General features: G+C 59.8%; 20 protein-coding genes. 7 read left to right on the forward strand and 13 right to left on the reverse strand.

Going from position 1 to position 25,238, the window contains the following annotated elements:
- Positions 1-9: 9 nt before the first annotated feature.
- Together AC515T_RS12025 and mdeB are read left to right on the forward strand one after the other, a co-directional pair.
- Positions 10-471, forward strand: coding sequence for a hypothetical protein (locus tag AC515T_RS12025; RefSeq protein WP_496532641.1), 462 nt, complete (start codon positions 10-12; stop codon positions 469-471).
- Positions 468-3,167, forward strand: coding sequence for an alpha-ketoglutarate dehydrogenase (gene mdeB, locus AC515T_RS12030; RefSeq protein WP_496532642.1), 2,700 nt, complete (start codon positions 468-470; stop codon positions 3,165-3,167). The genes AC515T_RS12025 and mdeB overlap by 4 nt, the downstream gene beginning before the upstream one ends.
- A 1,085-nt stretch (positions 3,168-4,252) precedes the next feature.
- Here mdeB and AC515T_RS12035 read toward each other — a convergent pair.
- The 7 genes from AC515T_RS12035 to AC515T_RS12065 all read right to left on the reverse strand — a co-directional run bounded on the left by AC515T_RS12035 (position 4,253) and on the right by AC515T_RS12065 (position 12,305).
- Positions 4,253-5,398 (reverse strand): M20 family metallopeptidase, encoded by a 1,146-nt coding sequence (locus AC515T_RS12035; RefSeq protein WP_496532643.1) that lies wholly within the window; start codon positions 5,396-5,398, stop codon positions 4,253-4,255.
- Complete coding sequence (locus tag AC515T_RS12040) at positions 5,395-6,819, reverse strand: M20 family metallopeptidase (RefSeq protein ID WP_496532644.1); 1,425 nt, start codon at positions 6,817-6,819, stop codon at positions 5,395-5,397. Before AC515T_RS12040 ends, AC515T_RS12035 begins: the two co-directional genes overlap by 4 nt.
- Positions 6,816-7,805, reverse strand: a complete 990-nt coding sequence (locus AC515T_RS12045) for an ABC transporter ATP-binding protein (RefSeq protein WP_496532645.1) — start codon at positions 7,803-7,805, stop codon at positions 6,816-6,818. The genes AC515T_RS12040 and AC515T_RS12045 overlap by 4 nt, the downstream gene beginning before the upstream one ends.
- A complete protein-coding gene (locus AC515T_RS12050) occupies positions 7,802-8,818 on the reverse strand; it encodes an ABC transporter ATP-binding protein (protein ID WP_496532646.1) in 1,017 nt (338 codons plus the stop codon). Before AC515T_RS12050 ends, AC515T_RS12045 begins: the two co-directional genes overlap by 4 nt.
- A gap of 32 nt (positions 8,819-8,850) precedes the next feature.
- On the reverse strand, positions 8,851-9,753 hold the full coding sequence (locus tag AC515T_RS12055) for an ABC transporter permease (RefSeq protein ID WP_496532647.1): 903 nt from the start codon (positions 9,751-9,753) through the stop codon (positions 8,851-8,853).
- Between the two features lie 9 nt (positions 9,754-9,762).
- Positions 9,763-10,680 carry an ABC transporter permease gene (locus AC515T_RS12060; protein ID WP_496532648.1) on the reverse strand — a complete coding sequence of 306 codons (918 nt, stop codon included), beginning with the start codon at positions 10,678-10,680 and terminating at the stop codon, positions 9,763-9,765.
- Positions 10,681-10,784: 104 nt separating this feature from the next.
- A complete protein-coding gene (locus tag AC515T_RS12065) occupies positions 10,785-12,305 on the reverse strand; it encodes an ABC transporter substrate-binding protein (RefSeq protein WP_496532649.1) in 1,521 nt (506 codons plus the stop codon).
- 185 nt (positions 12,306-12,490) lie between these two features.
- Between AC515T_RS12065 and AC515T_RS12070 the strand changes: the two genes are divergently transcribed.
- Positions 12,491-13,405: a LysR substrate-binding domain-containing protein gene (locus AC515T_RS12070; protein ID WP_122568325.1), complete on the forward strand. Its 915-nt coding sequence runs from the start codon at positions 12,491-12,493 to the stop codon at positions 13,403-13,405.
- Positions 13,406-13,436: 31 nt separating this feature from the next.
- On the opposite strand, the gene AC515T_RS12075 is transcribed toward AC515T_RS12070, so the two are convergent.
- The 3 genes from AC515T_RS12075 to AC515T_RS12085 all read right to left on the reverse strand — a co-directional run bounded on the left by AC515T_RS12075 (position 13,437) and on the right by AC515T_RS12085 (position 17,243).
- Positions 13,437-16,358, reverse strand: a complete 2,922-nt coding sequence (locus tag AC515T_RS12075) for a DUF4132 domain-containing protein (RefSeq protein ID WP_496532650.1) — start codon at positions 16,356-16,358, stop codon at positions 13,437-13,439.
- A gap of 30 nt (positions 16,359-16,388) precedes the next feature.
- On the reverse strand, positions 16,389-16,829 hold the full coding sequence (locus tag AC515T_RS12080; protein ID WP_496532651.1) for a hypothetical protein: 441 nt from the start codon (positions 16,827-16,829) through the stop codon (positions 16,389-16,391).
- 171 nt (positions 16,830-17,000) lie between these two features.
- Positions 17,001-17,243, reverse strand: a complete 243-nt coding sequence (locus AC515T_RS12085) for a hypothetical protein (protein ID WP_496532652.1) — start codon at positions 17,241-17,243, stop codon at positions 17,001-17,003.
- Between the two features lie 665 nt (positions 17,244-17,908).
- On the opposite strand from AC515T_RS12085, the gene gcvA reads away from it, so the two are divergent.
- The 3 genes from gcvA to AC515T_RS12100 all read left to right on the forward strand — a co-directional run bounded on the left by gcvA (position 17,909) and on the right by AC515T_RS12100 (position 20,506).
- Positions 17,909-18,814, forward strand: a complete 906-nt coding sequence (gene gcvA, locus AC515T_RS12090; protein ID WP_496532653.1) for a transcriptional regulator GcvA — start codon at positions 17,909-17,911, stop codon at positions 18,812-18,814.
- Between the two features lie 68 nt (positions 18,815-18,882).
- Positions 18,883-19,710 (forward strand): EamA family transporter, encoded by an 828-nt coding sequence (locus AC515T_RS12095; protein ID WP_496532654.1) that lies wholly within the window; start codon positions 18,883-18,885, stop codon positions 19,708-19,710.
- A gap of 34 nt (positions 19,711-19,744) precedes the next feature.
- Entirely contained in the window at positions 19,745-20,506 is a 762-nt protein-coding gene (locus AC515T_RS12100) for an SDR family oxidoreductase (RefSeq protein ID WP_496532655.1), read from the forward strand.
- An 84-nt stretch (positions 20,507-20,590) separates the two neighbouring features.
- Here the strand turns inward: AC515T_RS12100 and dctA are convergent, their stop codons facing one another.
- Positions 20,591-21,898, reverse strand: a complete 1,308-nt coding sequence (gene dctA / locus AC515T_RS12105; protein WP_496532656.1) for a C4-dicarboxylate transporter DctA — start codon at positions 21,896-21,898, stop codon at positions 20,591-20,593.
- A gap of 101 nt (positions 21,899-21,999) precedes the next feature.
- The gene (locus AC515T_RS12110) at positions 22,000-23,169 is read right to left on the reverse strand and encodes a mandelate racemase/muconate lactonizing enzyme family protein (RefSeq protein WP_496532657.1); all 1,170 of its coding nucleotides are present in this window, start codon (positions 23,167-23,169) and stop codon (positions 22,000-22,002) included.
- Positions 23,170-23,268: 99 nt separating this feature from the next.
- Here AC515T_RS12110 and AC515T_RS12115 point away from each other — a divergent pair, with 99 nt between their 5' ends.
- Positions 23,269-24,144, forward strand: a complete 876-nt coding sequence (locus AC515T_RS12115) for a LysR family transcriptional regulator (RefSeq protein ID WP_496532658.1) — start codon at positions 23,269-23,271, stop codon at positions 24,142-24,144.
- Positions 24,145-24,254: 110 nt separating this feature from the next.
- Here the strand turns inward: AC515T_RS12115 and AC515T_RS12120 are convergent, their stop codons facing one another.
- Entirely contained in the window at positions 24,255-25,181 is a 927-nt protein-coding gene (locus AC515T_RS12120; RefSeq protein ID WP_038857999.1) for a sugar ABC transporter substrate-binding protein, read from the reverse strand.
- Positions 25,182-25,238 lie beyond the last annotated feature (57 nt).

Below are 25,238 nucleotides of genomic sequence, written 5' to 3' on the forward strand. Positions count from 1 at the left end.
TCGCCATTCATGGCTGAATCGATTACCCAAAATAGAAAGGCCAAACCCATGAGCCGATCTGCCGACTGTGGTTCTAAAACCATGAAGTGGATGCGTGAGCCTTCGAACTGTACGCACATCGTTGTCGTAGTGTCCGCAATGGACAGTGATCATATTGACCTGATACATCATGGCTTCAGCTGTTTTGACAATATCGCACTGGTGCAGGTTGAACCTCCGGATATTGGGACTGACAGGTGCGTTGAAGTACACGTAGCGGGGTGTGATTACAGCTTTCTCGTTTGCGGTGAACTTGAAGAGTATCTATTGAACAATCTTTCCGTTGGCCATCCGTGCATTTACCAGATAGGGCAAGGCAACTGGGCCGAGCGCTCCGTCATTGACGCGGTAGAGCACGTCAAAAAACTCGCACGATTGAGCTATTCGCGCCGCCTTGAAGCGTTGCCCGACATTTGCAGGAGATGCCCATGAACCTGTCCGATATTCATGCCCAATGGCCGGGCCAGACCACTGAAGATGCTCAAGAAATTGCTGAGTGGCGGGACGCCTTGCTGTCGGTTATCGCCCATAGCGGCACGGCACAGGCCAAGCAGATCCTCGACATGCTGGTGGCTGTGGCAAGCGCCTCGGACATCGGTTGGCGGCCCAGCCATGGCACGCCCTACATCAATACCATCGGTGTTGAGCGTCAGCCGGTATTTCCAGGGGACCTGGCCATCGAAGAGCGGCTGGCCTCGATCATGCGCTGGAATGCGTTGGCCATGGTTGCCAGGGCCAACCACGCCTATGGCGAATTGGGCGGCCATATCGCCAGTTATGCCAGCGCGGCGGATTTGTTCGAAGTGGGCTTCAACCATTTTTTCAAAGCGCGAACCGAAGGGCGCGGTGGCGATCTGGTGTTCTATCAGCCGCACTCGGCGCCAGGGGTCTATGCTCGGGCGTTCCTCGAGGGACGCCTGGAAGAACAGGACCTGCTGCATTATCGCCAAGAGATCGGCGCACGCGCCAAGGGGGCCCGAGGGTTGTCGAGTTACCCGCATCCTTGGTTGATGCCGGACTTCTGGCAGTTTCCGACGGGCTCCATGGGCATTGGTCCGATCAGCTCGATCTACCAGGCGCGCTTCATGCGTTACCTGGAACACCGAGGCCTGCAAGACAACGCCGGGCGAACCGTCTGGGGCGTGTTTGGCGACGGGGAAATGGATGAGCCGGAAAGCATGTCGGCCCTGACGGTGGCCGCCCGGGAAGGGCTGGATAATCTGGTCTGGGTGGTCAATTGCAACCTGCAACGGCTGGACGGGCCGGTGCGTGGCAATGGGCGCATCATCGACGAGTTGGAGGCGTTGTTTGGTGGGGCAGGCTGGAACGTCATCAAACTGGTCTGGGGGGGCGACTGGGACGGTTTGTTTGCGCGCGATACAGATGGCGCGCTGGTCAAGGCGCTATCCAGTACCGTCGATGGACAGTTCCAGACGTTCGCGGCAAAAGACGGGCGCTTTAACCGTGAACATTTTTTTGGTCAGAACGAGGCGTTGGCGCAGTTGGCACAGGGCCTGACTGATGAACAGATCGACCGCCTGAAGCGTGGCGGTCACGACATGGTGAAGATCTTCGCCGCTTATCAAAGCGCATTGCTCGAAGGCAACAAACCCACCGTGATTCTGGCGCAGACCAAGAAAGGCTTCGGCATGGGCAATGCAGGGCAGGGCAAGATGACCGTGCACCAGCAGAAGAAGCTCGACAGGGAGGCGCTGATCGCGTTCCGCAATCGTTTCAACCTGCCGTTGACCGACGAACAGGCCGCCTCGTTGAGCTTCTTCAAACCCGATGAAGACAGCACTGAAATGCGCTATCTGCATGAGCGTCGCCGTGCATTGGGTGGGTACATGCCATCGCGCCCTTCGACTGCCGAATCATTGGCGGTGCCTGACGTCAGCAGCTATGGCGGGTTTGCCATTGGTGCCGAAGGCAAGGAAATGTCCACCACCATGGCGTTCGTTCGAATGCTCAGTGGTTTGCTGCGGGACAAACAACTGGGCCCGCGCATCGTGCCGATCGTGGCGGATGAAGCGCGTACGTTCGGCATGGCCAGCCTGTTCAAGCAGATCGGCATTTACTCCAGCGTGGGGCAGCGATATGAGCCGGAAGACATCGGTTCGATCCTGAGCTATCGAGAAGCGCTGGACGGCCAGATTCTCGAAGAGGGCATCAGCGAGGCAGGGGCGATCAGTTCCTGGGTTGCGGCGGCGACCAGCTATTCGGTACATGGCTTGCCGATGTTGCCGTTCTACATCTATTACTCGATGTTCGGCTTCCAGCGCATCGGCGACCTGATCTGGGCGGCGGCGGATCAACGGGCCCGCGGTTTTCTGCTCGGGGCCACCGCAGGCCGCACGACATTGGGTGGCGAAGGTCTGCAGCACCAGGACGGAAATAGTCATCTGATGGCGGCGATGGTCCCCAATTGCCGGGCTTACGATCCGGCATTCGCCGGCGAGTTCGCGGTGATCCTGGATCACGGCATGCGCCAGATGCTGGAGCGTCAGGTGGACGAGTTTTATTACGTCACCTTGATGAACGAGAACTACCCGCAGCCCAACCTTCCTGAAGGGGTCGAACAGGCCATTATCAAAGGCATGTATCGGTTCGCCCGGCATGAAGTCGAGGGGGCGCGTGGACGTGTCCAGTTGTTGGGTTCCGGCGCCATCCTGCGCGAAGTGATTGCCGCCGCCGAGTTGCTGGCGAGCGATTGGGGTATCGACAGTCAGGTCTGGAGCGTGACCAGCTTCACCGAGTTGGCACGTGATGCCCGGGAGGTGGAGCGCTGGAATCGATTGCATCCTGGACAAGCTTCGCGCTGCAGCCATTTGCAGGCGTCGCTCAACGACTCGGCGCCGATCATTGCCTGCACGGACTACGTTCGCGCCTTGCCGCAGTTGATCGCCAGTTATCTTGATGCCCGGTACACGGTACTCGGGACCGACGGGTTTGGCCGTAGCGATACCCGCAACCGGTTGCGCTGTTTTTTCGAAGTGGATCGCCACCAGATTGTCTTGAGTGCGCTGACTGCACTGGTGCATGAGGGGCGTCTGGACGCCAGTGTTTGTGCCGAGGCCATTGAGCGGTACGCCATTGACGTGGACGCGGCAGTCCCTTGGGATGCTTGATTTCAGGGTTGGTGTGTATATCCGTTGCTGCGGTAACGGCCACTTAGGGTTCCGCCCTGACGGCGGGTCACTTTCGAAAAGCCCGGAAGCCGGCCCAGTCGAAAGTAACCAAAGCGCTTCTGCCCCACCACTCGGTGCCTCGCCTAGGCTCGGCATGCCTGAACGAAGGCATTGCTCCGTGGGCCCGCCGCGAAGGGCCATCCATGGCCCAGCGCGGCTAACCCGGCATCCATGCCGGGTTGCCCACTGCACAATGCCTGCGTTCGGCCAGCGTGGTTTAACGGGGCGTCCAGATCAAGATCCAAAGCAAGAGCAAGAGCGGGACACATGCCGGCATCTATGTAGCTGAGCCTCCGCTATCGCGAGCAAGTCCAACATCCATGTGACTGAACCACCGCCTTCGCGAGCAGGCTCGCTCCCACACTGGATCTTCAGCAGACACAAAACCCACATACACCGTAAAAACCTGTGGGAGTGAGCTTGCTCGCGATGAGGCCAGCAAGCCCAACATCCATGTGGCTGAGCCTCCGCTATCGCGAGCAAGCTCCCACACTGGATCTTCAGCAAACACAGAGCCCATGTGCACCGCAAAACCTGTGGGAGCGGGCTTGCTCGCGAAGAGGCCGGCACATCCGACATCACCGCAAACTGACACACCCTCTTCGCGAGCAAGCCCGCTCCCACAGGGGAAACGCGGTCCCCATCAAAAACCAGGTTGGCTATCAGGCCGCCTCGTGGCGGACGTTGATCTCGGGCGCCCCGTTAACCACGCTGGCTGAACGAAGGTGTTGTGGAGTGGGCAACCCGGCATGGATGCCGGGTTAGCCGCGCTGGGCCATGGATGGCCCTTCGCGACGGCCCACGGAGCAATGCCTTCGTTCAGGCATGCCGAGCCTAGGCGAGGCACCGAGTGGTGGGGCAAAAGCGCTTTGGTTACTTTCGACTGGGCCGGCTTCCGGGCTTTTCGAAAGTGACCCGCCGTAAGGGCGGAACCCTAAGTGGCCGTTACCGCAGCAACGGATATACACACCACCCGTCCAGAAAAACGCGAATAGATTCCCCCCCCAAAAAAAGCCTCAACTGCCCTAGCCAACAGCCAGAATAGTCCCCACCAACGCCAGAGCCCGAGGCACCAGCGTATCCAGTTCCAGATACTCACGCTCGGTATGGACTTTGCCACCCACCGGCCCGAGACCACACAGCGTCGGAATACCCAGGCTGGCGGTGAATCCAGAGTCGGCACAACCGCCGGTGAACTCGCCTTCGACACTGAAACCCAGCGCCAGGGCTTTTTGTTGGTAGAGGTGCAGCAACCGTTCACTGTGACGGGCCTCCATCGGTAGAAAGGTGGTCGCTTCCTTGAGGATGGCGCGGGTGCCGATCAATTCTTCTTCCGCGACGATGGCCAGGATTGCGGTAAGGATTTGATCCCAGTGCTTGAGTTCGATGAAGCGCACGTCCAGCCGGGCGCAGGCGCTAGGCGCGACGGTGTTGCTGGAGGTGCCACCGGATATCAGGCCCACATTAGTCGTGATGCCTGCCGCGTAATCGGTCAAGGCATGGAGCTTGACGATCTTGCGTGCCAGGGCTTCGATGGCGCTGGCTCCGTCGGCATGGTTGACCCCGGCATGCGCCGCGCGCCCGCTGACTTCGATGATCAGCGTGGCGCCGCCTTTGCGTGCGCTGACCACATTGCCGCTGGCCCGGCCGGGTTCGGTATTGAGCACGGCACGCGCGCCACGGGCGGCTTTTTCGATATGGGTTCTGGCGCTGCCGGAGCCGATTTCTTCGTCGCCGGTATACAGAACCTGCACCGGATAGGGTAACTCACCGGCGCGTTTGAGAGCCTTGAGCGCGAAGCAATTGAGCACCAGGCCGCCTTTCATGTCGGCGACGCCGGGACCATAGGCGAGGTTGCCATCGCAGCTGTAGCCGCGCGTCGTGGTGGTGCCTTTGGGGAACACCGTGTCGCGATGGCCCAGCAACAGCACTGGCTTTCCAGAGGCGCCTGGCACTTCGGCGAGCATCACGTCGCCAAAACCATCGACCGGCATGCGCTGGAGCAGGATGCCGTCAGCTTCCAGTTCTTCCGCGAGCAGCGCCCCCACCGCGTCGACGCCCGCCTTGTCATAGCTGTTGGAGTCGGTGTCGACGATACGCTGCAGCAACGCTTCCATGGCGTCGCGCTGGTCAGCAAGCCAGTTCAGCGCCTGTTGTGGCGTGGCGCTCATTGCGCCTGCGCCCGTAACTGATGTTCCTGAGTCAGGCGTGCCGCGTCGTTGCCCAGGTCCCAGAACAGCCCGGCCATGATTTGCAGGCTTTCCTTGACCACCGGTGCCAGCAAGTGCTCGTTCGGCGCATGTTGCGAACAGGCCGGGTACGAGTGGGGCACCCACAATGTTGGCAGGCCGAGCACGTCCGCGAACACGTCGTTGGGCAGCGAGCCCCCGAGGTTTGGCAGCAGCGCAGGTTTTTTGCCGGTGGTCTGTGTCAGGGAGTTGAGTGCCCAATTGACCCACGGGCTTTGCGGGTCCAGCCGAGTGGCATGCATCACATCGATGCGGCTTTGCTTGACCTCGACATTGCTGAAGCCATGGGCGTCCAGGTGGGCACGCACAGCCGGGATGAAGGTCCTGTAGTCACTGTTCACCACGAAGCGGATATGGCAATGGGCATTGGCCTTGCCGGGGATCGCATGCACGGGGGCGTCCGGGTTGCCGGTCTTGAAGGCGATGACGTCGAGGGTGTTCCAGCCGAACACCTTTTCGCTCAGCGAGAGCTGCGGGTTACCCCAGTTGGCGTCGATTTCCGGATCGCCCGGACCGCCACCCACTTCAATATCGGCCAGAGCCTGGCGAACCGGCTCTGGCAATGTCTCGGGCTGCAGGCCTGCCACTTTCACCCGGCCCTGTTCATCGACCATGCTCGCGATGGCATTGGCCAGAATGATGCCAGGGTTGGCCAGCAACCCGCCCCAGTTGCCAGAGTGATGGGCGCCTTCGCGCAAATTGACCACCAGCTCGAAGTTGAACACCCCGCGTGAGCCGAGAAAAATCGTCGGTCGTGATGCCGCCAGGCGCGGGCCGTCCGAGGCGATGAAAATATCCGCCGCGAGCGCTTCGCTGTGGGCGGCACAGAACGCGTTCAAGCCCGGCGAGCCTTCTTCTTCGCCCATTTCCAGTAGCAGTTTGACGTTGAAACCCAGCTTGCCGTCGCGAGCCTTGAGCGTTTGTTCCAGCGCGGTCAGGTTGATCAGGTGCTGGCCTTTGTTATCCGCCGTACCGCGGCCGTACCAGCGATCGCCCTCGACCGTGACCTGCCACGGTGACAGGCCCTCACGCCATTGGGCTTCATAGCCCCGGACCACATCACCGTGGCCGTAGCTGAGCACGGTCGGCAGTTCGGGATGTTCGATGCGTGTGGCGATCATGAAGGGGCCACGCTCTGCCACCGGGTTGTCATAGATCTTGACGCTGAAGCCCATTGCCTCGACATGCGGGGTGATGAAGTCATGGAGGTAGCGATACAACTCGGGCTGGCTGTCCGTTGCCTGGCTTTCGGTGTGCAAGGCGACGCTGCGTTCGAGCAGATTGAAGAAGGCGCCGTTGTCGAATTGCGCTGTGGTGTTGCTGATGGCCAATGAACGACTCATGAGTGGACAAGCTCCAGTGTTTGGGCAGGATTGTCGTGAAGGTGGCAACGCACGTTGCCGCCGATAATTGAATCATTGGCCGGGTAGGCCGTTTTGCACGGAGCGAAGCAGCTCGGGCAGCGCGGGTGAAAAGCGCAACCGGACGGCGGTGACATCGGATTGGGAAAGGTGCCGTGCAGGCCGATATCGGGAATGCCCAGACGCGGATCGGGCGTGAGCACCGAATCCAGCAAGGCACGGGTATAGGGGTGGCCGGGTTCAGCGAACAACGCTTCGCGAGTACGCTCTTCGACGATGCGCCCCAGGTACATCACCGCGACCCGGTCGGCGAGGTGTTCGATGACCGCGAGGTTGTGGCTGATCAGCAGATAGGTCAGGCCGAATTCGCGCTTGAGGTCTTGCAGCAGATTGAGAATCTGCGCCTGCACCGACACATCCAGTGCTGAGGTGGGCTCGTCGCAGATCAACACATCGGGACGCATGATCAGCGCCCGTGCGATCGCGACCCGCTGGCGTTGCCCACCGGACAGCTGACTCGGGTAGCTGTCGATGACCCGCTTGGGCAGGCCGACCACATCAAGCATCGCTTCGGTCTTCTTGCGCCGCTCGGCTGGGCTGCCGATGTCATGCACGATCAGCGGCAGGGTAATGATTTCGCGCAGCGTCTTGCGTGGGTTCAGGGAGGAGTACGGGTCCTGGAATATTGGCTGAATGTGCCGGGACATTGCCTTGCGATCCGTCGCCGACAGATGTTTGCCATTGACCAGCACGTCGCCGCTGGTAGGCGGCAATAGACCGAGCAGTAGCTTTGCCAGGGTACTTTTTCCGCAACCGGACTCACCGACCAGACCGAGGGTCTCGCCACGCATCAGGCGCAGGGAAACGCCATCCACGGCTTTCAGGAGGGCGGCGGGTTTGAAAAAGCCCTGGTTGATCCGAAACTCGCGATGGATGTCACACAGCTCCAACGTGATGTCTTTTTTCATGACCTTGCGCGCTCCATAAGACGAATCGGTGTCGGGGCCGGTGCGGCGAACAGGCAGCGCGCCATGTGCCCGTCCTGCTCGACTTCAGGGATGTCTTGGGCGCAGGCCGGTATCGCCTGAGCGCAACGATTGCGGAACGCGCACCCTTGCTGTTCGCCGACCAGGCTTGGCACCAGGCCTGGAATCGAACCCAGGGCCTCACCCGGTCTGGTCTGTCCAGGGATTGGAATACTGGCCAGCAGACCACGGGTGTACGGATGCTGCGGGTTCTCGAACAGTTGCAGGGCAGGGGCGGTTTCGACGATTTCCCCGGCATACATCACGGCGACCCGATCGGCGATCCGGGCCACGAGCCCCAGGTCGTGGGTGATGAAGATCACCGCCAGGCCGAGTTCTTTCTGAATGTCGCGAATCAAGCGCAGGATCTGCGCTTGAATGGTCACGTCCAATGCGGTGGTTGGCTCATCGGCGATGATCAGGTCCGGTTCGCACATCAACGCCATGGCAATGATCACCCGCTGGCGCAAACCGCCAGACAGTTGATGCGGATACTGACGCAAGCGCTCGGTGGCATTGCTGATACCGACTTTCTCCAGCATCCGCCCGGCGTGAAGCAGGGCATCCTTGCGCGACACCTTGCGATGCCGGGTCAGCACTTCGCTGAGTTGATCGCCAATGCTGTAGGCCGGGTTCAGCGAGGTCATCGGTTCCTGGAAGATCATCGCCAGACGGTTGCCGCGCAGGTCGCACATGTGCCGTTCGCTCTGGCCGATCATGTCGATACCGTCCAGCGTCAGCCGGGACGCCGTGCGTTTGGCCTTGCGTGGCAACAGGTCCATCAGCGCCAGCGACGTCAAGGACTTACCGCAGCCGGATTCGCCGACGATGCACAGCATTTCACCGCGCTCGACTTCAAAGTTCAGACCGCGCACTGCATGCAGCATGTCATCCGGCGTCGGGCTGTTGCCCATGGGGATATCCACGCGCAGGTTTTCTACATGGAGTAGTGCCATGTTCGGTACCTTCTATCAGTTACGGTCGCCTATCAGTTACGGCCGTCGGGCAGGATCAGATCGCGCAGGCCATCGCCGACCAGGTTGATGCCCAGCACCAGAATCATCAGGGCGACGCCGGGAATGGCGATGACCCACGGGGAAAAGAACATGTAGGGTTTGCCTTCAGCGATCATCAAACCCCAGGACGGCGTCGGCGGCTGCACGCCAACCCCGAGGAATGACAGGGCCGACTCCAGCAGGATCGCGTGGGCCATTTCCAGCGTCGCGACGACGATCAGCGCGCCGACCAGGTTGGGCAGGATTTCACTGACCAGAATGCGCAGGGTCGAGCAGCCCAGCGCCTGGGCCGAGGCCACATATTCAGCATCGCGAATCTGTTGCACCGAAGCCCTGACCACCACCGCGAAGCGATCCCATAACAGGCAGCCGAGCAGCACGATCACCACTTTCAGCGAGCCGCCCATCAACGAGGCCGAGGCCAGCGCGACCATCACGACGGGCATCGCCAGCCGAGTGGTGATCAGGTAGCTGATGAACGCATCGACCTTGCCGCCGTAGTAACCCGCCAACAGCCCCATGACGGTGCCGATAAAGCCGGAAATAAGCGCCGCCGCGATGCCGATGAACAGTGAGATACGTGCGCCGTAGAGCAGGCGTGACAGGTAGTCACGGCCCAGCTTGTCGGTTCCCAGGACGTATTCCCAGGTGCCATTGGCCATCCATGCCGGCGGTTTCATACGCAGCATCACGTCCTGCGCATAAGGGTCATAAGGCGCCAGCCACGGGGCGAAGAGTGCGCTGGTGAAGATGATCAGCAACAACACCGTGCCGATGGCGAAACCCCGATGACGAAAGCTCTTGCCAAGTATTCGGCTCAGGCTGCTGGGGGGTGGCAGGTAGTCATTGATCGCGAGGGTCGTGGGGGTGCTCATGTAAACCTCCTAGCGCACGCGAATGCGCGGGTCGAGCAGTGCGTTGAGCACATCGGCCAGCAAGGTGAGGATGATGTAGATCACGGCAATGAGCAGGACCACGGCCTGTACGACTGGAAAGTCATCACGGGCGATGGCGTCCCAGGCGAGTTGTCCGATGCCTTGCAGGGAGAACACGGTTTCGATCACCACCGAACCGCCGAGCATGAAGCCGAACTCCACCGCCGCCAGCGCGACCACCGGAATCAAGGCGTTGCGCAGTGCGTGCTTGAACAACACGCGGGCGGGGCGCAGGCCCTTGGCGCGGGCCGTGCGGATGTAATCGGAACTGAGCACATCAAGCATGCCTGCCCGGGTCAGACGCATGATTGCCGGCGTCGCGTAGTAGCCCAAGGCAATGGCCGGCATGACGAAGTGCAGCAGGGTCGAATTGCCGGACACCGGTAGCCACTTGAGCGTCACCGCGAACACCACGATCAACATCAGCGCAAACCAGAAACTGGGCATTGCCTGGCCCAATACCGCAATGCTCAAGGCCAGTCGGTCGACCCAGGTGTCGCGTTTGACCGCGGCCAGCACGCCCAGTGGGATCGCCACCAGCAAGGCGATGCCCAGCGCCAGGGCACCTAACCCGAGGGTAATGGGCAAGCGGCTGGCGACGAGGCTGTAGACCGACTCCTGAAAGAAAAAAGAGTTACCCAGGTCCAGCCGTAGCAAATCGCCCAGCCAGTTGAAGTACTGGGTCGGTAGCGGTTTGTTCAAACCGTATTGCACGCGGATTTGTTCGATCTGTTCGCTGGTGGCTTCCGGTCCGCCAATGGCGGTGGCCAGGTCGCCGGACAGATGCAACAGAGAAAAGCTGATCACCGACACGGTAATGGCGACGCAAACAGCGATGCCCAGACGGCGCAGAAGGAATCCAAGCATGGCAAGTTTCCTCATATCCAATGGATGACAGGTGTGAGGACGTGTCCGTGGTGCGGGTGAGTCCGCAAGCCACGGCACTCTCGATCAATCCGCTCGGTGGCGGATTACTTCCAGCTGGACTGAACGAAACGCGGTAGCTCATCCGGATAGGGCGTGAACGCCAATTCGGAGGTGTAGGCGTAGTTCATCGAGTAGTTGAACAGCGGCGCCCAGTACGCCTGTTCGCTGATGCGCTGCAACGCCTTGCGGTAGTTGTCCTTGCGCAATTGCGGGTCAAGGGCGTTGTCAGCGGTCTGCAACCAGCCCTGGACTTGTGGGTCTTTGATGTTGTCGTCCGGGTTGCCCTTGAACCAGGTGCCGGCCGACGCCGAGGTGTCGAGGATCGAGAACGAGCCCCAGGCCTGAAACGACATGGGCACCTTGCCGCCACGTTGTTGATCGCGCAGGGCGGCGTACTTCAGGTAGCGCAACTTGGCGTTGATGCCCACGGCACGCAGGTTGCCGATGATGGCTTCGACGTAATCACGGTCGCGATAAGCGAAGATTTCTGTCTCGAAGCCATTGGGGTAACCGGCTTCGGCGAGCAGCGCCTTGGCCTTGGCCGGGTCGTAGTTGTAGACCGTGGCCGCGGAGGTATCGCAGCCGAACTGGCCTGGATAACAGGCAACCTGCAAGGGCTTGGCTTCTCCACCCACCAATTGCGTGGCCAGCGCATTGCGGTTGATCGCATGGTTGATGGCCTGACGCACCTTGAGGTGCTTCATCGGCGAGTTTTCAGTGGAGGTGCCTCGAGCATCAAGAATCAGGAAGCCGATGCGCATGGTTTCGCTGCTGGTGACGGTCAGGTTCGGCATACCTTTAAGGTCGACGGCCTGATCCGAGGTCACACGCCAGGTCCAGTCGACACCGTCGGTCATCAACTCGGCCAGGCGGGTTTCTGCATCCGGAATCACCCGGAATTTCAGGTGACCGATATGGGGCTTGCCTTGTGGGCTATCCGGAAAATAGTCCTTGTTGATCTCCATGGTCACGCCTTCGCCAGCCACCACCGATACGGCTTTATACGGCCCGGTACCGATTGGCTTGCGGCTGAATTCGGCCAGGCCAACCTTCTCGAAGTACTGCTTGGGGTACATCGGAACGGCGTTGGACAGGTATTCCAGTGCCGGAGGGAAAGGCTTTTTCAGATGCAGGCGGACGCTGTAGTCACCGGTTTTTTCGGCGCTCTTGATCCAGTCTACGTTTTGCACGGTGACGACTTTCGCTTCGGGCGACACCACGTAGTTGAGGGTGAACACCACGTCGTCGGCGGTGAAGGTGTCGCCGTTGTGAAATTTGACGCCTTTGCGCAGCTCAAAGTCGAGGGTGGTGTCGTCGACCTGGGTCCAGCGGGTGGCCAACATGGGTTTGTATTCGCCGCTGCTGGGATCGCGGTAGATCAGGTTGTCCCAGATCAGCCGGCCGAGAATCACCCCTTCGCGCAAATCGTTGTGATAGGGGCTGATGTTTTCAGGCTCGCTGTCGGAAGCGTAAACCAGGGTGTCGTTGGCTTTACCGGCATGAGCCGGAAAACTGCTGATGAGGCCTGTCAGCGCAATACTGCAGGCGAAACCTTTGATGCCCATGCCGTCGTCTCCGTTGGCGAGAGTGGTTGAATCAAAGGGCAGCGAATCGCAAATGCGTAAAGGAGGGTGAGGAGCTCAGGTCATGTTTTTTTGGTCTGGACACGAATGTAGGGAAAGGCTATCAATGCCACAAGAATAATATTTCGATACTTGCGTTGCCGAAAAGGCAATTCCTGGGGGCGCCGATGCAGCTGTATGGTGTGCAGTCCACGGCACTGCGTTATTTTCTGGAAGTCGCGCGATGCGGATCGATCAGTGAAGCCTCGATGCGCCTGAATGTCGCAGCCTCAGCGGTGAGCCGACAAATTGCCAAGCTCGAGTTGGCTCTGGACGCCAGCCTGTTCGAGCGTCGTGCCCGAGGCATGGTGCTCAGCGAGGCGGGGGCGCGCCTGGCGGCCTATGCGCGCAAGTCGCAGCTTGAGGCCGAGCAGGTGGTGCTGGAGATTACCGAGCTACATGGTTTGCAGCGGGGCCATGTGCACGTTGCCTGCTCGGAAGGGTTTGCACTGGAATACATGCCCAGGAGCATCAGTGCGTTCAGGCGTGAGTATCAGGGCATTCATTTCACGTTGGAGGTCTGCGCGCCGGCCGAAGCGACCGAGAAGGTTCGTTCCGGCGAAGCCGATCTGGCGATGACCTTCAGCCTGACGCCGCAAAGGGAAATCAAGGTCGAACATGTCCTGAGCGGGGCGATTTTTGCCGTGGTCGCCAATTCCCATCCCTTGGCCGGGCGTGAAGCGGTCAGCCTCGCTGAGCTGCAGCCCTGGCCCATTGCGTTACCCAAGGCCGACACCACGATACGGCAGCTATTCGACATCTGTTGCGGTGTCCAGGGGTTGTTGTTCGACCCGGTGTTGACCACCAATTACGTTGCGGCGCTCTATAGCTTCGTCCGCGAAGAAGGCGTTATCAGCCTGGCCAGCGAAATGACCTTGCAAAAGCAGGTGGCGGACAAGGTCCTGCAATGCGTGCCGATCCTTGACGAAGGCATGCAGGCACGACGCATCGAACTGCAAAGCATGGCTGGCCGCAATTTACCGGCAGCGGTGTGTGCATTCCGGGACTTTCTGATTGCGGACCTGGCGAAAGCGAAGCGCTGAGTCGGGTGAGTGTGTTCTCACTGTTTGAACATCAGCCGCTGCGCTGTATCTGCTCCAGTATCAGGCTGTCGGTGATGTTCATGTCGTCCAGCAACAGAAACATCTTGCTCAGCACCTCGGCCATTTTCCTGTCGGTGTCGGCGAACGGCAGGTAGAACGCCGTGACGTTGCTGCCTGCGGGCACGATGCACAGGTAGTTGCCGGGTTCGATATGGATGGCGGCGCTGCCCAGGTGAATACGGTAGTTCGCACGCTGGCCGCTAATGTGCAGAAAATGCCCTTCGCATCTGACGTTTTGCAACCCTAGCCCTTGGATCAACTCGCCGACCAGTTCGGTGCGTCGTTGCAGGGTTTCGTTGCTGGTGCTGTAGCTGTCTGCGGCGTGGGCCACGGAGACCAGCAGGTCGGCGTCGCGCATGATTTCCGAGAACAGCAGCGGCGGTACTTGCTCAAGGGGTATGGCTTTCTGGTCGCGGTAGAACGCAATCGTGTCGAAGGTAAAGTGTTCTGTTTCCGAGAGGTAATGGCCGGTATCCAGAAAGTTGAACAGGGCGTAAATGCCGTGCTCTTTGCTCTCGTAATAGATGTCCTCGACGCTTGAAGTCGACCAGTTGCGGACCTGCAGCAACCGGGCGGCGACTTTGCCTTTCAGGCGGTGGCCGGCAAATCGGTTGGACCACAGGCCGGTGTCTCGCTCGGCAGGGGTGAGCAGGTACAACTCGCGAAAGGCTTGTTTGAACGGCTGCACGCGGCGATGGTTGACCACTTCTTTCTGCCAGGCCGACAGTTGCCCTGCCGTGAACAGATGAAAAGGGTGCGCAATACGCAGGTTCTTTTCAGCGACGTGTTGGCGGCCTTCAAGGTCAGTCACCGTCAGCGTCGCGGCATCGAGCCAGCCCAGCGCAGCGTCGTCGGCCTGCACGATCAGTTGCTCCAGCAGCAGGCGAACCGCCGGCATTTTCAACAGCGGCTTCAGGTCGTCCAGCGCCAGGGTTTCGCCGCTGCTCATCATCGCTTCCAGGGTACGGCAGAAGCGTGCGATCTGTTCCTTGAGCTGGGCCTGCTGCGTTTTGAGCGCGACGAAGTCGGCGTGCTTGCGAATCGCAGGTGGTGCGCTTTTGAGCGTCTTGCCGGCTTTGCAGATGTGCAATGTGGGCGACAAACCGTCGATGACGAGCGTGACGTCATAGCCATCGATGGACGCGGCTGTCACGGCGGATTCGGCGATCTCTGACTCCATGGCCCATTCCAGGCGAATCGCCGAGGGGTAACCGGCGACACGCGCTAGGTTTTCCAGGCCTGCCTGCACCGCTGCGTGGGAGTTGGCCTGTCGCTGAGCTCCGTATTTACGCACCTCTTTGTGCAGTTTCTTGAGCGTCAGGTAGCGCTGGCGTACGTCGTCCGGCCCTGTGACGGGCAGCAAGCCATAGATGCGCATGGCCGGCTGTGCGTGGCGGGTCAACTTCTTTTCCAGCGCCGCTCGACCGATGCCCTGGTAGGCGTCGAGCAGTACACGCGTCTCGGGAAACGCCCAGTGCGAGGGTTCGAGCGCCGCGAGGTACTCGCGCAGGTGGCCTGGGTCGGCCTCGGCCAGCGCCTTGTCCAGCAGGTAGCGGTCCACCACGCCCACGGTTTCATCCAACGTATTGGGCAGGTCCGTGCCCCAGCCGGACCGAGGTGCCAGGGCGATGTTCAGGTATTCACGCTGGAAGGCTTGCAGATCACTCCAACCGAGTGCGTCGAGCACCACTCGGCTGGCTTGTCCGGCGTAGGGCAGGGCGGTGAGCAGGGTAGTTCTTGAAAAGCCGGACAACGTCGCGAGCAGCTCTGGGGATTGGTTTTTGGGCAAATCCTGAAGCAGTAGGAAGTGTTGGAGCATCGCAGCCGTGTAGCCGAAGCTGTCGAAGTCATCCGGCGTCATGCCCAGTCGCTCGATGACCGACAAGGCCTGCAGCAACCAACGGGTCTGATACACCTCGACCGAGCGGAAGGTGTCAGCCAGCCGCTCGGCATTATCGGGCAATCCAGCCAGGGCGTCCTCGACGTAACGAACGGTGAAGTTCGCCAGTTCAGGGGGGACTGCAGCGGGTTTTTCAGTGGGGATGTCATCACTCTGGGACGGCTCATCATCGACGTCTTCCGGGTTCTCGTCGTTTGAATCGTCCTCGTCGAAATCGTCATCGGCGTACCGAGTGAGGTCCACATCATCGCTGTCCAGCCCGGTGTCGTCCGAGTAGAACATCATGGCGCGGCCCCAGGTGTTGGCCGCCCGGACGAAGCGCGGGTAATCGAGGCGGTCCGCTTCCAGCAGGCCCAGAGCGATGCGCTGGATTTCCTTGTGCACGTAGATGTACGCGTCGGCGATTTTCCTTTGTTCTTCATCAGCTGGGGAAGGGGGCTGCACGCGGTTCCAGCTGCCGTCCAGCAACCATTCGGCGACGGTCTGCCAGGCCGGGGTGGACGGGTAATTGCTCAGGCGATCCATGCAGGCCTGAACGTCGGGAAAGGCCCAGGCCTGGTCCGGACTTCTTCGGTGAAAGGCCGGGCCATCTTCGTCAGTGGGCAATGGATAGTCACTGTCCTCGAAGGCAAATCGCAGCATGTGCTGCAGCCGCGCGCCGATCTGCTCCAGCGCGTAGGCATCCGGGTGCGCCGTGATCCACGCGTCGCAGAGTCGATATTGCAGGCCATAACGCTGTTGATCGCGGCGGTCCTCCAGATCGTCCCAAACGGTCGGGAACACAAAACCATCCGCCAGTGCCTTGGGCCCATCCTCTGGATGCTGTCTGACCCAATCATCGGCGATGCGCAGGACGTCGATGCCGTCCCAAAAATCGGGCTCGAATTCGTCATAGTGGCTGAGCTCGGGATAGTCATCCAACGCTCTGTCACAGAATGCGCGCAGCGCAGCGAGGCGTGTGGCTTGTTCGGGCACAGGACGGCGTGATTGCATGAGGGTATCCGAGAAAGTGAGCGACGAGGATCAACCGCCAATCAGTGGCACCAGGCGGATAAACGCGAGGGTGGAAGGGGGGCTCAGTTCGATTGACTCATCGAGCCTTTGCAGCATGACGCCGTTGTGCAGAACGCGGAACGCACGGGTTTCAAAACCCTTCAAGGCTCGTTTGACCTCAACCCCGACATCCAGCTCTGGAGGCGTGCTGGCCTGGGGCATGGCAACTGCGCCTTCATGGGCTTGCTGAAGAACATCCCGCTCGCTCAGGTACTGGCGGTCGAGCATTTCACGCATCGACGCATGTTCCAGCCAGTGCTGGACTGACAGCGCGGCGATCTGTTCGGCGACGGTCAGGCGAATGAGCTCGGCGACCGTCAAGGTCAACGTGGTCGGTGTCAGAGTGACAGGGGGCAGCAAAGGCTCTTGGCGTGCGCCTTTCAGGCAATAGCTATGAACCACGAACTCCATGACGCATTCCTTGCAAGCCAGGCCAGCCGGGCGGATGGCGCCTTAGCATATCCCGGTCTGCAATAAACTTCATCGCGCGGCGTTCTCTTTGCACCGTTACGCTATTCGTCGGTCAGCCTCCCTCCGCCGAGCTGCCGGTTAGTCTCTGTTGTCGGCGAGAAAAACATAACGCTAAGGCTGGATGGTGCTCTTGGTGGAGACAATTTTGCCGTAACCTTCTACGGGCGGCGTCTCATCGACCACCCACATACGCTCGCTGCGACATTTGAACTTCACACCTTTGCGCGGCTCCATGACCCTGGCTGTCTCCATGCACATTGCCCGGGTAGCAAAGGTAGGCCCTGGTTTCCGTTCCTCGACACAGCCTTCGATGCCACTGCAGATCGTCATCACAACAAAATAAACAGTCATCATCTCGGTATGCTCCCTTGCGCGATGCGAGTGATTACATCCTGTAGCCCAGGTCGGCTGGCCTAAACGTCTAGCGGGGGCTTGCCTGCGGATGATGAGCTTGGATTTAAATCGCCAGCAATGGCACGTTGGTACCGCGCGTCGGGAAACCGTCACTGTATTAATATATTTTTATCTAATCGACTTTTATGCCAATAACTTGGCGTCATTCGAGCGCTGAGGGGAGGGTAAAACGGGGGGCCATGAGCACCCGAGAACCCCTGTGGGAGCCGGGCTTGCTCGCGATAGCGTTGGCACATCCAACATCACTGCAAGCTGACCCTCCGCCATCGCGAGCAAGCTCGCTCCCACGTTGGGTCTTCAGTAGCCCCGAAATTAACGCCCGCCTCAGACCCCTGTGGGAGCGAGCTTGCTCGCGATGAGGCCAGTAAGCCCAACATCCATGGGGCTGACCCACCGCTATCGCGAGCAAGCTCGGCTCCCACGTTGGATCTTCAGTAGCCCCGAAATTAACGCCCGCCTCAGGCCCCTGTGGGAGCGCGGTCACCCAGAGCCAGGTCGGCTATCAGGCCGCGTCGCGGTCGCCGGCGAACAGCTTGCCTGCAACGGCAGAGGCAAAGGCAAGGCAAAGGCGCTAGCATGAGGGTTTACTCATAGAAGGGAACATCATGCGAAACCTCCCTCCTTCTTCAAGCCTGCGAGCCTTCGAAGCCGCGACCCGGCACGCCACGTTCACCGCGGCAGCAGAGGAGTTGCATGTCACACAGAGCGCAGTGAGCCACCAGCTCAAGCATTTGGAGCAGCTCTGGGGATTGCAGCTGTTTCATCGCGGTAACTCGCTGCACCTGACTTCGGCCGGAGCTGCACTTGCGCCTATCGTGCGGGAGTTCTTCATGAAGCTCGAGGCCACCTTGGCCGATTTGCGCGAGCAAAACGGGCGGCAGCGGCTGAGTGTCAGCACGACCTATTCCTTCGCCTTGAAGTGGTTGCTGCCCCGGCTTCCTGATCTGGCGCAAGCGCATCCGCAAATCCTGCTCACCCTGGACAGCACTGATAGCCCCATTAACTTCTCGACGACAGACCCGGACGTGGCGATCCGCTTGGGCAACGGGCATTTCCCTTCGTTGTTTTCAGAGTTTCTGTTTCGCGAGCAGATTTTTCCGGTCGCCAGCCCGGCGTTGCTCGCACGCTTTGGTACGCCGCAAACGGCCGCCGAATTACTGCGCTATCCACTGCTTACCCGCGATGGCGCAGCGTTGGTGCCGAAATGGGAGCAGTGGTTTGCCCAGGCGGGCGTCGAGGTCACGACCTTGAAGGAAAGCATTCGCTACGCAGACACCAATATGACCATCGAGGCGGCGCTGTTGGGGCAAGGAATTGCGCTGGCGCGCAGCGGGCATGTCGAAGCCGAGCTCAATGATGGCCGTCTTCAAAGGCTTTTCGAACTGCCGTTCGCATCGCCTCTGGCGTATTACTTCGTGTGCCCCACAGGGATCGAGACTCAGCCTCATATCGCCAGCTTCCGTCGTTGGCTGGTGACCCAGGCGCTCGGTGCTCAGCAAACGTATGCATGAGCTTTTCATCATGCCTGGATGAAGAGACTTTGCTTTTGTAGCGCTAGTGGGTCGGCCTAGGATGATGCATGCCCTTGCACATCATCTGCCTCGTCTTGTTCGCCGCGCTGCTGCACGCCAGTTGGAATGCCATGCTGCGCGGAGGCGTCGACCGTTTGTGGTCCATGACCATCATGTGCATGGCGATCGCCCTGGCGAGCGTCATCGTGGCCGCGCTACTGGCGCCGCCCGCCCGTGCAAGTTGGTTCTGCGTCGCACTCTCCGCGGTACTGCATGTGGGTTACAACCTGTTCCTGGTGCGCAGTTACAAGTCCGCAGACCTGGGCCAGACCTATCCCATCGCCCGCGGTGTATCCCCCATCCTGATTGTCCTGGCCGCTTCGCTGTTCGCCGGTGAGCGGATGGCGCCGAGTGGACTGCTGGGGATTGCGTTGGTGTCGATCGGAATCATCTCGCTGGCTTATACCGGGCGCCGGCGGGCGTTGCCTGACTTGCCCTACGCACTGGGAACCGGTTGTTTCATTGCCGCTTACAGCGTTGTCGATGGCATAGGCGTTCGCCTGTCCGGGGCGCCAATGGCCTACACCGCCTGGATGTGCCTGTTGTGGGGCGTGATGATGCCCCTGGTTTATATCGGACTGCGCGATGCCAAAAGCCTCTTTGCCTTGCGGCCAGGTATCGCCGTGGCCTCTGCTGGCGGGCTGGTTTCATTGCTGGCCTACGGCGTCGTGATCTATGCCATGGCCCAGGCCCCGATGGGGTCTGTCTCCGCCCTGCGAGAAACCAGCGTCATGTTCGCCGCTTTGATCGGGTACGCGTTTCTTGGCGAAGCATTGACCTTACGCAAGCTGTTGGCCTGCGCCGTCATTGCACTCGGTACGTGGGTAATCGGCTGACGTTGTTTTTTTCATCTGGCTGTGAGGATTGACCATGAATGACCGTTCGCAAAAGCCCGTGATCCTGATCACCGGAGGCGGGCGCGGGATCGGCGCGGCGACGGCGGTACTGGCCGCTGAGCAAGGTTACGACGTCGTGCTGACCTACATCGCCAATGAGGCGTCGGCGTTGGCGGTCGCCGCGCAAGTCGAGGCCAAGGGAAGCCGTGCCTTGGCGGTACGCGCCGATAACGCCGACCCGGCACAGGTCGCCGAACTGTTCGCCACCCTTGACCTGCGCTTCGGACGAATCGATGTGCTGGTCAACAATGCTTCGATACTGGCCCGGCAGTCTCGCCTGGAGGATCTGGGCTTCGAGCGCATGCAGCGAATATTTGCGGTCAACACCTTGGCCCCGATGCTCTGCGCGCAACACGCTACCCGGCGCATGGCCTACCGTTATGGCGGGCGTGGCGGTGCCGTCATCAATATCTCCTCGGCGTCAGCCCGCCTCGGTAGCCCGAATGAATACGTGGACTACGCAGCGTCCAAAGGGGCGGTTGAAACGTTCACGACGGGTTATGCCAAGGAAGTGGCCCGGGAAGGTATTCGTGTCAACTGCGTTCGCCCCGGGCATATCTATACCGAGATGCATGCGAGTGGGGGAGAGCCGGGCCGAGTCGACCGGATGAAGGATACGATCCCTATGGGGCGCGGTGGCCAGCCGGAGGAGGTCGCACGGGCCATTCTCTGGTTGGCGGGGCCGCAGGCGTCGTTTGTGACGGGAACCTTCCTTGATGTGACCGGAGGGAAGTAAAGCGGCTATCAAGTTCGTCTTTTGCCGCTGCACCACGACCGGTCATGCCGTGTTCGAAGTGGCATGACCGGGGCGCTTTGCGGCTTATTTTTGCGCCAGCAATGCCTTTCTTGCCGCCTTTTCGTTTTTCATGGCGGCGATTTCACGCTCGCAGGCCCCGACATCGAACGAGTTGTCCCACTTGGCAATGGCGATGGTGCCGATGCCGTTACCAATCAGGTTGGTCACGGCTCGCGCTTCGTTCAGGAACCGGTCAATGCCCAAGAGCAAAACCAGGCCTACCAGAGGAATGGAGTGGATGGTTGTGAGCGTGGCAGCAAGCGTTACGAACCCGGCACCCGCCACGCCAGCCGAGCCTTTTGAGGTCAGCAGGAATACGCCCAGCAGAATCATCTGATCCATAAAGGTCAGTGGCGTGTTGGTCGCCTGGGCGATAAAGATGGCGGCCATGGTGAGATAGATGCAGGTGCCGTCCGCGTTGAAGGTGTACCCCGTTGGCAACACCATGCCCACGACCGATTTTTTGCAGCCAAGCTTTTCAAGCTTCACCATCATTCGCGGCAGCACGGCTTCGGTTGAGCAAGTCCCAAGGGTGATGAGAATTTCATCCTTGAAATAACGAAGAAATTGCATCAGCGGCAGACCCGACCATCGAGCAACCGTGCCCAGCACAACGACGATGAAAAACAAGGTGGTGATGTAGAGTGCGACCAGCAACTGACCGAGCGACAGCAAGGTACCAATCCCGTATTTGCCGATCGTGAACGCCATGCCAGCACCGGCACCAAGCGGAGCCAAGCGCATGACCATCGCAACGATCTTGAACAGGCCCTGCAGGAACAGATCGAGGGTATTGATCAGCGGCTTGCTGGTTTCGCCCATTTGAACCAGGGCAACGCCCATCAGTACCGAAAGCAGAATGACCTGGAGCATGACGCCATTGGAGAATGCGCCGATGAAGGTTTGCGGGATGATATTGAGAAAGAATTCAATGGCGCCGCCTTGTTCACTGGCAGCTTGGCTGTACTTGCTAATGGCACTCCCATTGAGCGTGCTAGCGTTGATGTTCATACCGACACCAGGCTTCACGACATTGACCACAATAAGGCCGACGACCAGGGCGATGGTTGAAAGAATCTCGAAGTAGATCAGCGCTTTTACGCCAATCCGTCCGACTTCTTTGATGCTGCCCATCTTGGCGATACCCACAACGACCGTACCGAAAATAATGGGCGCCAACAGCATTTTGATCAGTTTGATGAAGCCATCGGCAAAGGGTTGGAGCTTGGCGCCGATATCAGGCACGAAGTAACCGATCGCTGCGCCGATCACGATGCCGATCAGCACTTGCACATACAGCTGGCCATACCAGCGAGACTTGGAGATTTCCACGGAAGCACCTCATTTTATTGTTGTGGTGGGCATGTGGCTTGGCGTCAGAGGGTGACGCCTGAGTCTGCGGCCTCTTTCAAAGAGACCGCAGATCGAAGGGGTCAGCCTTCGCCCAACTCACGCATCACTGCGTACAAAGCGGACTTGGCTTCGAAGCCGACACCTGGAATATCCGGCAGGCCGACATAGCCATTTTCGACGCGGATGCCGTCAGCGAAGCCGCCAAAAGGCTGGAACACATCGGGGTAGGATTCGTTGCCGCCCAGATGCAGGCCGGCGGCGATGTTCAGGGACATCTGGTGGCCACCGTGCGGAACCACGCGGCGGGAGGACCAACCCAACTCTTCCATTACCTTCAGGGTGCGCATGTACTCCACGAGCCCATAGGACAGCGCGCAGTCGAACTGAAGGTAGTCGCGATCAAGGCGCATGCCGCCGTGGCGCAAAAGGTTGCGGGCGTCCTGGTGGGAGAACAGGTTTTCCCCGGTAGCCATCGGCAGTTCGTAGTGATTGGCGAGCTCGGCCTGGAGTGCGTAGTCCAGCGGATCACCGACCTCTTCGTACCAGAAAAGGTTGTACTTTTTGATGGCCTCAGCGTACGCAATACCGGTCTGGAGATCGAAACGACCATTGGCATCGACCGCCAGTCGACGACCGTCTCCAACCACTTCCAGTACCGCTTCGATGCGACGGATATCTTCGTCCAGTGGCACCGCACCGATCTTCATTTTGACGACGTCGTAGCCACGATCCAGATAGCTCTGCATTTCTGCCTTGAGCTTGGTCTGGTCTTTGCCAGGGTAGTAGTAGCCACCCGCCGCATAGACCCAGACCTTGTCATCGGCCACGCCGTTGCGGTAGCGGTCGGCCAGCAGGCGATACAGCGGTTTGCCTTCGATCTTGGCGACGGCATCCCATACGGCCATGTCGATAGTGCCCACTGCAACCGAGCGCTCGCCGTGGCCGCCTGGCTTTTCGTTGGTCATCAAGGTTTTCCAGATGGCGAACGGATCCAGGTTGTTGTTGGCATGGTCGACGAGCGTGTCTGGATCAGCTTCCGTCAGACGCGCCAGGAAACGATCACGCATCAATGCGCCCTGGCCATAGCGACCATTGGAGTTGAAACCGTAGCCGATGACAGGCTTTCCGTCGCGAATCACATCCGTGATGACAGCGACAACCGAGCAGGTCATTTTCGAAAAATCGATGTAGGCGTTAGCGATTGGGGAGGCAATGGAAACAGTTTTTTCACGAATGTCTACGATGCGCATGACGGGGTCCTCTTGTTGTTTGTAGCCCCACGTTATGCTTTGCGATGTCACCCGCCCAATGCTATTAATGCCGCACCCTATGCACAGGAGGCATGGCCCTTGGAGCTCGTTTGGCTTGAGGATTTTTCAGCGCTTGCGGAGTACGGCAGCTTTGTTCGGGCCGCTGAAGCGCGACATGTTACCCAGCCGGCATTCAGTCGCAGAGTGCGCTCGTTGGAGAACTGGATGGGCGTGCAATTGTTCGTTAGAACGCCTCACGGCGCGACGCTGACTGACGCGGGGCGGCAAATTTTGCCCAGTGCTCAGGAGGCTGCCAGGCGCTTGTACAGAATGCGCAACGAGGCTCAAGAGATCGCGGGAATGGCCGCCAGGTCGCTTCAATTCGCGGCAACCCATTCCCTGTCATTTACATTTTTCCCCAAGTGGCTTCGAAGCTCAGAGAACGGTGCCCCCATCGAGGCTGTGCAGCTGCATTCAGATAGCATGGCGGTCTGTGAGCAGATGCTCATACATGGCCAGGTCCAGTTTCTGCTCTGCCATCGCCATCCCGACGTTCCACCCTTGCTCGCCCCTGATCAGTTCATCGGCAAGAAGGTGGGGGAAGACGTTCTTGTGCCTCTTGCGAGTGCCTCCGCTAATTTCGGCACCTCGCCTGCGGCATTGCCCTACCTCGCTTACACCCATGAGTCTGGACTGGGGCGAATCGTCGCCCACAGGCTGCGTGGCAAGGAAGATTACCTTCACCTCAAGCCACTCTTCAGTAGCCACCTTGCAGCGGTGCTGATGTCCATGGCCCTGGAAAGCAAAGGCGTGGCCTGGTTGCCCAAGAGCCTCACCGAGCAGGAAATGCTGGATGGGCGCTTAGTCAGAGCGCTCGACGAAAGCTGGGATATACCGCTGGAAATTCATCTGACCCGTCCATCGGCGCCACTCAGTCAATCTGCCGAAGAGTTCTGGGCCCGAGTGGGGCAGTGACCAGCCGTGCTGTATGTGATGGGCTGCGTGACCCAAATAAAAATAGGTGTTGGGTTTGCGAGTCGCCGCTGATCCCTGACCGGGATCGCGGCGAGATGTCGAGCTTGTCGCTACTTGTAATGTTGTTCAAACACCGCCAACTGCTCAGGCTTGATCAACTGAAAGGGCACCCAGACGTCCGTTTCCACCGGCTCTCCCTTGATCATCTTGAGCGCTGCCTGTACCGCGCTGGTCGCCTGGGCCTTGGGATCCTGGAACACCGAGGCGACCAGCATCCCGCGCTTGATCGCCGCCAGGCCGTCAGGCAAGCCGTCGATGCCGACGATCGCAATCTCACCCTTGGCTTTGCCGGCCTGCTGCAAGGCCATGGCCGCACCGATGGCCATCTCGTCGTTGTTGGCGACGATGGCATCGAAGCGGCTGCCTGCCAATAGCCAGTTGCTGGTCAGGTCCATCCCTTTGTTGCGCTGCCACTCGGCACTTTGCTGCTCGACGATCTTGATTCCGGGATAGTCCTTGAGCACCTGTTTGACGCCTTCGGTGCGGTCGTGGGTGGCGTTTTGCGCCAGGTCACCCATGATGATCGCGAGGTTGCCCTTGCCCCCGAGCTTTTCGGCCAGGTAGCGCATCTGCAGCTGTCCGGCTTCAATGTCATTGGACGCCACCGTAACCACGCCTTTGGGCAAGGTGCGCTCGTCCGGGTGACGGTTGACGTAGACCAGCGGCGTCTTCGCTTCGACCGCGGCACGGGTGATGTTGGCTGTGGCGGAGGTGTCCACCGGCAGAACGATGACCGCATCCACTTTCTGGTTGATAAAGCCCTGGACCTGGTTGAGTTGGCGCACCACATCGCCTTGGGCGTCCTCGAACTGGATCTGCACGTTCTCCTTTTTCGCGGCCTCGTCCAGGCCGTTACGCACGTAGGTCATGAAGTTGTCGTCGACCCTGGCGATGCTGACGCCGATGCGATAGTCGGCGGCGGCCCATTGGCTGAAGAGCAATAGCAGGGTGGCGAAAAGCAGTGTGCAACGACGCATGATGGTTTTCCTTTTGTTGTTATGAGTGGTACGTCACCAAGAAATGAAAATCTGCCG

The sequence above is a fragment of the Pseudomonas sp. FSO-7 genome, from assembly GCF_059579345.1.

Excerpts from the sequence above, each read along its gene's own strand:
- AC515T_RS12070 (WP_122568325.1), top strand. The coding sequence starts at position 12,491 with ATGCAGCTGTATGGTGTGCAGTCCACGGCACTGCGTTATTTTCTGGAA.
- AC515T_RS12120 (WP_038857999.1), bottom strand. The coding sequence starts at position 25,181 with ATGCGTCGTTGCACACTGCTTTTCGCCACCCTGCTATTGCTCTTCAGC.
- AC515T_RS12035 (WP_496532643.1), bottom strand. The coding sequence starts at position 5,398 with ATGAGCGCCACGCCACAACAGGCGCTGAACTGGCTTGCTGACCAGCGC.
- gcvA (WP_496532653.1), top strand. The coding sequence starts at position 17,909 with ATGCGAAACCTCCCTCCTTCTTCAAGCCTGCGAGCCTTCGAAGCCGCG.
- AC515T_RS12055 (WP_496532647.1), bottom strand. The coding sequence starts at position 9,753 with ATGAGCACCCCCACGACCCTCGCGATCAATGACTACCTGCCACCCCCC.
- AC515T_RS12050 (WP_496532646.1), bottom strand. The coding sequence starts at position 8,818 with ATGGCACTACTCCATGTAGAAAACCTGCGCGTGGATATCCCCATGGGC.
- AC515T_RS12045 (WP_496532645.1), bottom strand. The coding sequence starts at position 7,805 with ATGAAAAAAGACATCACGTTGGAGCTGTGTGACATCCATCGCGAGTTT.
- AC515T_RS12075 (WP_496532650.1), bottom strand. The coding sequence starts at position 16,358 with ATGCAATCACGCCGTCCTGTGCCCGAACAAGCCACACGCCTCGCTGCG.
- AC515T_RS12095 (WP_496532654.1), top strand. The coding sequence starts at position 18,883 with ATGCCCTTGCACATCATCTGCCTCGTCTTGTTCGCCGCGCTGCTGCAC.
- mdeB (WP_496532642.1), top strand. The coding sequence starts at position 468 with ATGAACCTGTCCGATATTCATGCCCAATGGCCGGGCCAGACCACTGAA.
- AC515T_RS12080 (WP_496532651.1), bottom strand. The coding sequence starts at position 16,829 with ATGGAGTTCGTGGTTCATAGCTATTGCCTGAAAGGCGCACGCCAAGAG.
- AC515T_RS12060 (WP_496532648.1), bottom strand. The coding sequence starts at position 10,680 with ATGCTTGGATTCCTTCTGCGCCGTCTGGGCATCGCTGTTTGCGTCGCC.
- AC515T_RS12065 (WP_496532649.1), bottom strand. The coding sequence starts at position 12,305 with ATGGGCATCAAAGGTTTCGCCTGCAGTATTGCGCTGACAGGCCTCATC.
- AC515T_RS12040 (WP_496532644.1), bottom strand. The coding sequence starts at position 6,819 with ATGAGTCGTTCATTGGCCATCAGCAACACCACAGCGCAATTCGACAAC.
- AC515T_RS12100 (WP_496532655.1), top strand. The coding sequence starts at position 19,745 with ATGAATGACCGTTCGCAAAAGCCCGTGATCCTGATCACCGGAGGCGGG.
- AC515T_RS12025 (WP_496532641.1), top strand. The coding sequence starts at position 10 with ATGGCTGAATCGATTACCCAAAATAGAAAGGCCAAACCCATGAGCCGA.
- AC515T_RS12110 (WP_496532657.1), bottom strand. The coding sequence starts at position 23,169 with ATGCGCATCGTAGACATTCGTGAAAAAACTGTTTCCATTGCCTCCCCA.
- AC515T_RS12085 (WP_496532652.1), bottom strand. The coding sequence starts at position 17,243 with ATGATGACTGTTTATTTTGTTGTGATGACGATCTGCAGTGGCATCGAA.